At 71.9% G+C, this 9,876-nt stretch carries 11 protein-coding genes; all 11 read right to left on the bottom strand.

The window, feature by feature from the left end; genetic code table 11:
* A partial coding sequence (locus GSF22_RS25020; protein ID WP_244454068.1) for a carbohydrate-binding protein occupies positions 1–427 on the bottom strand: 427 nt, incomplete at its 3' end.
* 137 nt (positions 428–564) lie between these two features.
* Entirely contained in the window at positions 565–1,110 is a 546-nt protein-coding gene (locus GSF22_RS25015; protein ID WP_208816182.1) for a hypothetical protein, read from the bottom strand.
* Complete coding sequence (locus tag GSF22_RS25010) at positions 1,107–2,060, bottom strand: DMT family transporter (protein WP_208816181.1); 954 nt, start codon at positions 2,058–2,060, stop codon at positions 1,107–1,109. The genes GSF22_RS25015 and GSF22_RS25010 overlap by 4 nt, the downstream gene beginning before the upstream one ends.
* Positions 2,061–2,153: 93 nt before the next feature.
* A complete protein-coding gene (cofC, locus tag GSF22_RS25005) occupies positions 2,154–2,807 on the bottom strand; it encodes a 2-phospho-L-lactate guanylyltransferase (RefSeq protein ID WP_208816180.1) in 654 nt (217 codons plus the stop codon).
* The gene (locus GSF22_RS25000; RefSeq protein WP_208816179.1) at positions 2,807–3,652 is read right to left on the bottom strand and encodes a nitrilase-related carbon-nitrogen hydrolase; all 846 of its coding nucleotides are present in this window, start codon (positions 3,650–3,652) and stop codon (positions 2,807–2,809) included. The genes cofC and GSF22_RS25000 overlap by 1 nt, the downstream gene beginning before the upstream one ends.
* A complete protein-coding gene (gene npdG / locus GSF22_RS24995) occupies positions 3,649–4,329 on the bottom strand; it encodes an NADPH-dependent F420 reductase (RefSeq protein WP_208816178.1) in 681 nt (226 codons plus the stop codon). The genes GSF22_RS25000 and npdG overlap by 4 nt, the downstream gene beginning before the upstream one ends.
* Positions 4,330–4,333: 4 nt before the next feature.
* Entirely contained in the window at positions 4,334–5,341 is a 1,008-nt protein-coding gene (locus GSF22_RS24990; RefSeq protein ID WP_208816177.1) for an LLM class flavin-dependent oxidoreductase, read from the bottom strand.
* Positions 5,342–5,396: 55 nt separating this feature from the next.
* The gene (gene hydA / locus GSF22_RS24985) at positions 5,397–6,815 is read right to left on the bottom strand and encodes a dihydropyrimidinase (RefSeq protein ID WP_208816176.1); all 1,419 of its coding nucleotides are present in this window, start codon (positions 6,813–6,815) and stop codon (positions 5,397–5,399) included.
* Between the two features lie 43 nt (positions 6,816–6,858).
* Positions 6,859–8,214 carry an aminotransferase class III-fold pyridoxal phosphate-dependent enzyme gene (locus GSF22_RS24980; protein WP_208816175.1) on the bottom strand — a complete coding sequence of 452 codons (1,356 nt, stop codon included), beginning with the start codon at positions 8,212–8,214 and terminating at the stop codon, positions 6,859–6,861.
* 27 nt (positions 8,215–8,241) lie between these two features.
* The gene (locus GSF22_RS24975; RefSeq protein WP_208816174.1) at positions 8,242–8,805 is read right to left on the bottom strand and encodes an amino acid synthesis family protein; all 564 of its coding nucleotides are present in this window, start codon (positions 8,803–8,805) and stop codon (positions 8,242–8,244) included.
* A 187-nt stretch (positions 8,806–8,992) separates the two neighbouring features.
* On the bottom strand, positions 8,993–9,876 hold an 884-nt coding region (locus GSF22_RS24970), incomplete at its 5' end, for a nitrilase family protein (RefSeq protein ID WP_208816173.1).

The following is a 9,876-nucleotide window of genomic DNA, read 5'->3' as shown; positions in this document are numbered from 1 at the left end:
GGCCACCACAGGTGTAGGGCTCCCAGTACCAGGTGCTGATGACGGGGTCGTACCCGGGGTTGTCGTGCTCGGCGATGTAGTGCAGGCCGTTGGTGTACCGCACGATGCTCCCGGCGACGTACCAGGTGCCGGCGACCCAGTTCGGGTAGGTGCAGGTGCCTCCCGGTGGGGGTGTGGTGCCGCCGTCGCAGGCACCGAGGTCCTGCCAGACGCCGGTGCTGCCCGGCGGCGCCTCGTTCTGGGTCCACCACTTCGCCTGGTAGTTGCGCCCGTTGTGGGAGACCTGGTCACCGCCCTGGTAGACGGCTGACGACTGCCACGATGCGGCGCAGGTGGCTGCCGAGGCGGGGGTCGACGGGATGATTGCCACGAGGCTACCGGTGACAACCAGTGCCGTGAGCGCGATCAGAGCGCGCAGTCTGGACATGCGGTGACTCCTTCCGGAATGCGGCGTGCCCAATGCCGACGGCAGGGCTTCGCATCGAGGAAGGTGACTGTAACATGTTCTGTTCACAAACTTTACTATTCTTGGTGCCCGGGACATACCCCGCTACGCGTACCTGATCAGCGCGCCGGTCGGGCGGTGGCGCGAGCCACCACCGCAGACCCCTCGTCGGGCAGGACGACGACGAACTCCCCGCCCTCGTGCGCGACCCGGGCAAGTCCCACCGACGTGTCGACCTTCAGTGCCGCTACCACTGCGGGCCCGCCCTCGACGAGGCGGTCGAGCCGGGCGTAGTGCCTGGCCAGGCCGGCAGCCGGACCGCTGATCCACAGTGGGACGGCCGCGCCCTGCCGGAGCGCGGCGAGCAGGTCCTCGCGCACCGGACCCGCGCCGGCGGCCAGCACCCGGTCGTGAAGGCGTTCCTGCGCGCAGGGCCGGGTCGGCGCGGCTGCGGCCCGCTGCCGGCACGACGGGCATGCCGAGGCGTCCTCGGTGTCGAAGAGGCTCAGGTAGACCTCGACCCGGTGCCCGGGGATACCGCAGAGCGTGCCCGGCCCGCCGTAGGCGTGCGGCAGGTCCGGGCCGGTCCGGGCGACGGCGAGTCCGAACCGGGCCGGTTCCCGTGCGGTGGCGAAGGACCAGCCTTCCCGGTCAGCGTGCGTCACGACGTGAGGGTACGGGCCCGGTGGACGTCCCGTTGCGGCTGCCGTACCACCGGTCGTGAGCCGTGGTTCTCGTGCCAGGCGAGCGACGCGACCGAGGCCAGCACCAGGACCAGACCGCACCACTGGCTGCCGTCCAGTCGCCCGTCCAGCAGGGTGAGCCCGACCAGGGCGGCGGTCAGCGGGAAGGCCAGTTCGGCCAGGGCCGCGTTCGAGGCGGGTGTCCGTCGGAGGGCGTAGTAGTAGAGCGTCAGGGCGAGCAGACCCGGCACGACCGCGAGCAGCACCAGCCGGGGCAGCAGCTCCACCGGCACCGCGACCGGGGTGCCGGTGACCGTCGCGACACCCGCGAGAGCGACCAACCCGACGGCGAACCGCAGCGCGGTGACGTGCCGGAAGGACAGTTCGGCGCTGACCATCCGGCCGAGCACGGTGCCGGCCGCCCAGAGCGCGGCTGCACCGACGGCGAGCCCGGCGGCGGCCAGGCCGCGTACCCGCACCGCAGTCGGATCCGGGAAGGCCAGCAGCACGGCGCCGACGAGCGCGGGTACCGCGAACAGCGGGAACCGTCGGTTCACCCGCTCGCCGAGCAGCACGGCGGCCAGCAGGATGGCCAGCAACGGTTGCAGTTTCTGGAGCACCTGCGGGGTGATCGGGTCACCGAGCCGGAACGCGGCGGTGAACAGCGTGGTGGCCAGCGCCGACGAGCCGGCCCCGATCACCAGTACGGCCAGCTTCGTCCGCACGGAGCAGCGGGCGAGCGCGCGGACCGCCGGCACCAGCCACGGCGACACCAGCAGGACCAGGACGGCGTGTTCGGCGAGGACCACGGTGAGTGCCGGCAACTGCCGGGACAGGGGTTCCCGGAGCAGGCCGGAGAATCCCCAGAGGCTGGCGGCGACGGCGACCAGCCAGGTCCGGTCGCCGGTGACGCGGGTGGCGAGGGAGGTCATCGGGTCCTTCCCGGTTCGGTGGGGTGCGGGCGGTGCCAGGTGCGGTGCCGGGACGGCCAGGGGCGGATCCCGTCGGTGCGACGGACCCTCACCCTAGGCGGCGGGCCGGGCTACGGGGCAGGGGTCCGCCGCCGCCAGCCAGGCACGGGTCGCTGCGCCGAGCCGGTCGGCGCCGAGCGACACCAGGTGGGCGACCGTGTCCACGTCCCGCCCGAGTGCGGGTGCGGCGACCGTGAGGTCGTGGAAGCCCTCGGCGAGGTACCCGCGCCGCGAACCGGGCCCCAGGCAGGGCCGGAACTCGCGGGGGTCGGTCAGCAGCACCATGGTGGTTCCGGTGCCGTCGGCGTCGGAGACGATCGCCCGGGGGTACGCACCGGCCGCTGCCAGCGCCGCGTCGAAGTCCACCGGGCGGGCCCCGGCCAGGTCGGCCATGGCGACGGCCAGCCGCAGGCCGGGCAGCGCCTCGGCAGCACCGGTGAGCGCGTCGCCGACCTCCCCGTTGAGGTCCGGGGCCCGGCCGCTCCAGCTGACCACGGCACCGGCGGCCAGCGCCGCGCCGACCACCTCGGAGTCGGTCGCGGCGACCACCACGGCGTGCACCCGGCGGGCCCGCCGTAGCCGGCCCACGACGTCGACCAGCATCGCCCGGGCCAGGGTACGGCGGGCCGGCGCGTCGAGCTCCGCGCAACGGCTCTTGGCCGTCGTGAAGGGTTTGGCCGGCACCACGACCACCCACGAGCCGTCCATCAGGCGTCGGGCTCTCTCCGGGTCAGCCGCTCGTAGAGTTCCGGCCGCCGGTCGCGTAGGAAGGGCCGTCGCCGCCGGGACAGCGCGACGAGGTCCAGGTCGACCTCGGCCACCGCCACGTCGTCACGGTCGTCGGCGGCCTGGGCCAGCACGTCACCGTCCGGGCCGTAGACCGCGCTGAGCCCGAAGTACTCCTTCACGCCCTCGGTGCCCACCCGGTTGGCGCAGATCACGAAGAGCCCGTTGAAGACCGCGTGGGCCCGCAGCTCCAGCTGGAACACCTCGCGCATCGGCGCGCTCGCCGAGGCGACCGGCACGCAGAGCACCGAGCCGCCGCGCAGCGCGACGATCCGGCTCAGCTCCGGGAAGTGCCGCTCGTAGCAGATGATCGTGCCGACCCCGGTCTCCCCGGTCTGCACCACCTCCGGCTCGACACCACCGGGCTGGAAGTAGAACTTCTCCGGGAAACCGTTGGAGAACGGCAGGTGCGACTTGCGGTACACCGACCGCAGCTCACCGTCGACGAAGGTGCAGGCCGTGTTGTGGTAGACCCCCGGCACGGACCCCGCCTCGAAGATCGAGGAGACCACGGTCATCCGGTGCCGGCGGGACCGCTCGGCGGCCATCCGGTTGGACGGGCCGTCCAGCGCCTCGGCGTACCGGAAGTAGTCGAGGTCGGGTTCGGGCTGCACGAAGGGCACCGCGAACAGCTCCGGCAGCAGGAGGATCCGGGTTCCCTGGTCGGCGGCGGCGTCGATCAGGTCGGCGGCCCGGCCGATGGTCTCGGTCCGGTCGTCGGTGGCACGCAGTTGCAGCGCGGCGAGTTTCACCTGGGGGCCTTTCACTGGGCCGGGGCCAGCCCGGTGAGGGCCAGCCCGGTACGGGTCTTGTACCGCTTGTTCACGCTGATCAGGACGGCGGTCAGGGGTTCCAGCTGGCGGGCCAGCCGCAGCCGGCCGGCGTCGACGGCCCGACCGCCGGTCACCTCCGCCGCCAGGGCCATCACCCGCTGCTTGGCGCCGGCGTCGTCCCCGCAGACCAGCACGTCCTCGTGGGTCAGGTCCGCCGCCGGGTCGAGCAGCAGGGGAGCGGCCAGGTGGTGGAAGGCGCCGACCACGGTGGCAGTGGGGACGATGTCCGCGGCCTCCTCGGCGGCGCTGCCGGCCGGGACGGTGCGGCCGTACGGTCCGTACCGGTCGAAGCCCAACGGATTGATGCAGCTCACGACCAGTTTGCCGGCCAGCGGGCGGGCCAGTGCGGTCACCAGTTGGGCGTGCCCCTCGTAGGGCACGGCGAGCAGCACCACGTCGGCGCGCTGCGCCGCCACCAGGTTGGTCGCGCCGCTGACCGGGGCGCCGCCGGCCAGGGCGGACAGCTCGGCGGCAGCGGCGGTGGCCCGCCCCGCGTCACGGGAGCCGAGCACCACCGGGTGGCCGGCGCGGGCCAGCCGGTAGCCCAGTCCCCGGCCCTGGGGTCCCGTACCGCCGATCACCGCGATCGGGGTGGGTGCGCTGTCGGTCACCGGGTCACCCCTTGACGGCCTGGGCGAGCCGGGTGAGCGTCTGCTCCTTGTCACCCAGCGTGGAGATGACCGGGCAGCGTACGCCGGCCTCGTGGTACGCCTGGAGCTTCTGCACGGCGTCGTCGGTGGAGCCGCAGGCGGTGACGTTCTGCACCAGGCTGTTCGGGACCAGCCGCATGGCCCGCTTGATGTCCTCCGGGGTGGCCGGCCAGCCGGCGATCTCCTGCAGCCGGTCGACGAGGTCGCGTTCCACCCCGCAGTGCTCGGCGATGTGCGGCTGCTGGCAGAGGTAGAGGGTGAGGAAGGCCTTGCAGGCGTCGATCGCCTCCTGCGGGTCGTCGTCGTTGACGCTGCACGCCACGATCTGGGTCAGGTCGATGCCGGTCCGACCGTCGGTCCGCTTGGCCACCCCCCGGTCGATCGCCGCACGGGCCCCGACCAGGTACGACGGGGGCAGCAGGAAGTCCATGTGCACGCCGTCGCTGATCTCGCCGGCCAGCTCCAGCATCCGGGGGCCGACCGCACCGACGTAGATCGGGATGTCGACCGGCTTGTTCTCCCGGTACATGCTGTCGAACCGCACGTCGCGCATCTGCACGAACTCGCCCTCGAAGGAGACGAGTTCGTTGCGGAAGAACGCCTGTAGCACGGTGATGTACTCGCGCATCGACGTGACCGGCTTGGACAGCGGCTGCCCGACCTTGGTTGCCAGCGGCTCCCACCAGGCGCCGATGCCGAGGATGGCCCGCCCGGGTGCCACCTCGTCGAGGGTCTTGAAGGTGACGGCCATCAGGGCCGCGTTGCGGCTCTTGTTGTTGACGACCCCGGTGCCGATCTTCACGTGCCGGGTCCGGCTCGCGATGATCGCCGCCGGGACGATGCCGTCGCGGGCGAGTCGTCCCTCGGCGACCCACACGGACTCGAAACCGTTCTGGTCGGCGAACTCGGCCTGCCAGTAGGTCTGGTCGAGGCTCAGTCGTTCGCCGACGTGGATACCCAGGGGAAGTTTCATCTCGGTCTCAGCTCCGCTCGGTCGGGGTGGTGGCGTGGGGGGAAATGCGGGCGCGTCAGCCCAGGTACGGCAGGTGGCGGGTGAGGAAGGTGCCCCGGCCGGGCGTGTCGAGCCGCAGCCCGCCGCCGTCGACCAGGTGCTCGCCCCGGGAGAACACGTGCACCGGCCGGCCGGTCACCCGCATGCCCTCGTAGATGTTGTAGTCGGTACGGGTGTGCGAACCGGCCGCCGTGATCACGTGATCGGCCGCCGGGTCCCAGACGACCAGGTCGGCGTCGGCTCCGACGGCCACCGTCCCCTTGCGCGGGAAGAGGCCGAACAGCTTGGCCGGCCGGGTGGCGACCAGGTCCACGAAACGGCACGGGTCGATCAGCCCGCTGGCGACCCCGGCCTGCCAGAGGACCATCAGCCGGTCCTCGACACCCGGAACGCCGTTGGGCACCTTCGGGAAGTAACCCGGGCTGCGCATCTTCTGCGGCGGCAGGTCGTCCGGCTGGTGCAGACAGAATCCGGCGTGGTCGGTGGCCACCGTCGACAGCGCGCCGGTGACGAGCATCCGCCACAGGCCCGCCTGGTTGGCGCGCTCCCGGATCGGCGGGGAGCAGACGTACGCGGCGGCCCGCTCACCCAGGTCCGCGTAGTCCTCGTACGCCACCACCAGGTACTGGGGGCAGGTCTCGCCCCACACCCGCGACCCGGCCGCCCGGGCCCGGCTGATCTCGTCGGCCGCCGCCGCGCTGGAGACGTGCACCACGTACAGCGGTGTGCCGACGGTGTCGGCGAGCACCACGGCCCGGTGCACCGCCTCGGCCTCGGAGTCGTGCCCGTGTGCCCGCAGGTGGAAGCTCTCGGCCGTCCGGCCGCGCTCGACCAGGCGCCGGACCTCCCGGGCCACCATGTGGCCGTTCTCGGCGTGCACCATCGGCAGCACGTCGAGTTCGCGGGCCAGTTCGAAGCCGTCGAGCAGTTCGTCGTCGGCGACCATCTGGCCCGGGTAGGCCATGAAGAACTTCCAGCTGGTGGCCCCCTCGGCGACCAGCCGCCGCAGGTCGTCGAGGACGTCGGGCTGGGCCGCGCGGGGCGGGACGATGGCGTGCAGCCCGACGTCGATCACGGCCTTGCCGGCGGCCACGTCCCGCCGCCGCAGATAGGTGTCGTACAGCGACCGGTCCGGCTCCTTCTTGACGAAGTCGATGACGGTGGTCGTGCCGCCGCAGGCCGCGGAGACGGTCCCGGTGTGGAAGTCGTCGGCGGTGTGCGTGCTGAACCCGTCGACCGGATACTCCAGGTGGGTGTGCGCGTCGACGCCGCCCGGCAGGACCAGCAGGCCGGTGGCGTCCACGACCTGGTCGGCGACGCCGGCGTCCATCGGCTCGCCGAGCGCCACGATCCGGCCGTCGCGTACCAGCACGTCGGCGCGGATCGCCGCGTCGGCGTTGACGACCGTGCCGTTGGTGATCAACGTGGTCGGCATCGTGTCGCTCCTGTCTGGGTGGCTTCCACCCGGGATGGCACCGTCAGTTCCGGTAGTGCTCGTCGGCGAGGCAGAGCACCTCGTCGAGGATGCCGAGCGCGAGGTCGATCTCCTCGGCGGTGATGACCAGCGGCGGTGTCAGTCGCAGGACGTTGAAGTTGGCGGTCAGGTAGAGACCCCGGGCCATCGCGGCCTTGAGCAGCCGGCCGACCGGTGCGGCCGCCGGACCCTTGGCGTTGAACGGCACGAGCGGTTCGCGGGTGTCCCGGTCGCGGACCAGTTCCACGCCGTAGAACAGCCCCCGGCCACGGATGTCGCCGATGCTCGGGTGCCGGTCGGCCAGGGCGGTCAGGCCGGCACCGAGCCGTTCTCCCATCGCCCGGGCGTGCGGCACCACGTCCTCGTCCTGCATGATCCGCAGCGAGGCCACGCCGGAGGCGCAGGCGAGCGGGTGCCCGGCGTAGGTCAGGCCGCCCCAGAACATGTGGTCCCGGAGCCAGTCGGAGATGCGGGCGGAGACCGTCATGGCGCCGAGCGGGACGTAGCCGGAATTGAGTCCCTTGGCGGTGGTGAGGATGTCGGGTACGACGTTCCAGTGGTCGCAGGCGAACCACTCGCCGGTCCGGCCGAAGCCCGCCATCACCTCGTCGAAGATGAGCAGGATGCCGTGCCGGTCGCAGACCTCGCGCAACGACCGTAGGTAGCCCTCCGGCGGGTAGAGCAGGCCGTTGGTGCCGGTGACCGGCTCGACGATCACCGCCGCGACCGTCTCCGGGTTCTCGTACTGGAGGATCTCCTCCAGGTGCGGGCCGCCGGAGCAGACCGGGCACGGGTCGGGGTGCCCGGCCGGGCAGCGGTACGTGTAGGGGTCGAGCATCCGTACCACGCCGGCCATCCCCGGTTCGGCGGCCCAGCGGCGCGGGTCGCCGGTGAGTGACATGGCGCCGGCCGTGGCGCCGTGGTACGAGCGGTACCGGGCGATCACCTTCTGGCGGCCGGTGACGTGCCGGGCCAGCCGGACCGCGTTCTCGTTGGCCGCCGCGCCGCCGGTGGTGAAGAAGCTCATCTTCAGGTCGCCCGGGGTCAGCGCGGCCATCATCTCGGCCAGTTCGGCGCGGGACCGTTCGGCGAAGCCGGGGCCGATGTAGCAGAGCTGCTCGGCCTGGGCGCGGATCGCCTCGACCAGTCGGGGGTGCTGGTGGCCCAGGTTCAGGTTCACCAGTTGCGACTGGAAGTCGAGGTACCGGCGGCCGTCGTAGTCCCAGAACCACGAACCGGATCCACCGGCCACGGGGATGGGGTCGAGTGCGCCCTGCACCGACCAGGAGTGGATCACGTACTCCTTGTCGGTGTCCTTGAGTCGCTGGCCGGTCCAGGTTTCGGCGTCGGTGGTGGTCATGGCGTGCCTCCGTCGCGTCCGGCCGGGTCAGTTGGTCTTCAGTTCGGCGCCGAAGGCGGCCAGCCGGGCCAGCGGCCGTCCGGTGTTGGACGCGGCGCAGACCACGAGGATCTCCCGGGGCCGGGGCACGTCGGCGATCTGGAGGGTGACCGTCTGGTGGTGGGAGCGGGTCTTGGCGTCCAGCTTGTGCTTGAGCGGGATGTCGATCGGGCTGCCCGGCAGGCCCACCTTCTCGGCGGCGGGCAGCAGTTCGGTGCCACCGGCGGCGGAGCGGAAGACGTTGCCGAAGCGGAGGTTGTGGATCAGCGCCGAGCCGTGCTCGACCTCACCGTCGATGCCCACGAGGGCCGCCTTGCCGAACGCCTCGACCTCGGCGCCGAGCAGTTCCACGCAGGCGGGCCCGACCAGTTCGCCGATCTCCTCGCCGATCTCGTCGGCGAGGGTGACCAGGTCCTGGACGTATCCGCTGGGGTAGGGGTTCTCGATGACCACGCCGGCGAAGGCCACCCGGTGCAGCGGCTGCACGGGGGTGCCGTTCTCCAGCCGGGTCTCTTCGAGGTGGCGGATCAGCTTGCGTACCCGGATACTCACGGTCACTCCTCTTTGGTTCACTGTATGAACCGTCGGTTCGAATAATTGCGGGACGGGGGGTACGAGTCAATAGCCTTCGCGGACAGATCCCGGTGGCCGGGACCGGAACAGCAGGACAGAACCGCAGTTCCGACGCCCTGCCGCAGCGGACGCGGGGACGCGGGGACGCTGGGACGCGGAGACGCGCTCAGCTCACGACGGGTCCATCAAGGACGTACAGGTCGCGGCGCCGGTCGGCCAGCGGCTGGTTGAACGGGTTGTGCCAGCGCAGCGCCCGCGAACCGATCAGGTCCACCTCCGCCAGCACCAGCTCCTCGCGATCCGGACTCGCCGGACCAGCCAACGGCCAACCGTCCGGTCCCACCAGGACGGACCGGCCGATGAACGGCTGACCACGCTCCACCCCGATCCGGCTGACCCCGGCGACGTAACACTGGTTGGAGTGCGCACCGGTCATGCACATCATGTTCGCCATCGCCGGAGCGGCCTCCGACTGCCCCGGCACCGGCACCCAGTTCGACGGCAGCACCACCAGGTCGGCGCCCTGCAACGCCGCGCTGCGGAACGTCTCCGGAAACCACGCGTCGTAGCAGATACCGATGCCGATCCGACCCAACGGCGTGTCGAAGACCGGGAAACCCTCCCGGTTCGGGTGGTAGATGTTTTTCTCGTCGTTCCACAGGTGCGCCTTACGGAACGTCCCGACCAGACCGGTCGGACCGACCAGCACCGCCGAGTTGTAGACCCCCTCGCCGTCCCGCTCGGTGATCCCGCCGACGACCCACAGGTCCCGTTCGGCGGCGAGCCGCGCCCAGGCGGCGACGGTGGGACCGTCCGGCACCGGCTGCGCGTACCGCGCCGCCTCGGCCCGGTCGGCGAAGACGTAACCGGCGGAGGCCGCCTCCGGCAGGACCACGAGGCGCGCCCCCCGGTCCGCCGCCCGCCGGATCCACGACGTGGTCCGGGCGATGTTCGCGTCGAGGTCACCGAAGACCGGCTCGAACTGCACACCGGCGAGCAGGAACCGGGTCACCATGGCGTCCGGACCGCCGCGTACTTGACGTTCAGGTA

Origin of the sequence: Micromonospora echinofusca (genome assembly GCF_017614955.1) — a bacterium.
Classification (GTDB): Bacteria; Actinomycetota; Actinomycetes; order Mycobacteriales; family Micromonosporaceae; genus Micromonospora; species Micromonospora echinofusca_A.
The sequence above is the reverse complement of the archived record's forward strand: the minus strand, read 5'-3'. Positions and strand labels throughout refer to the sequence as shown.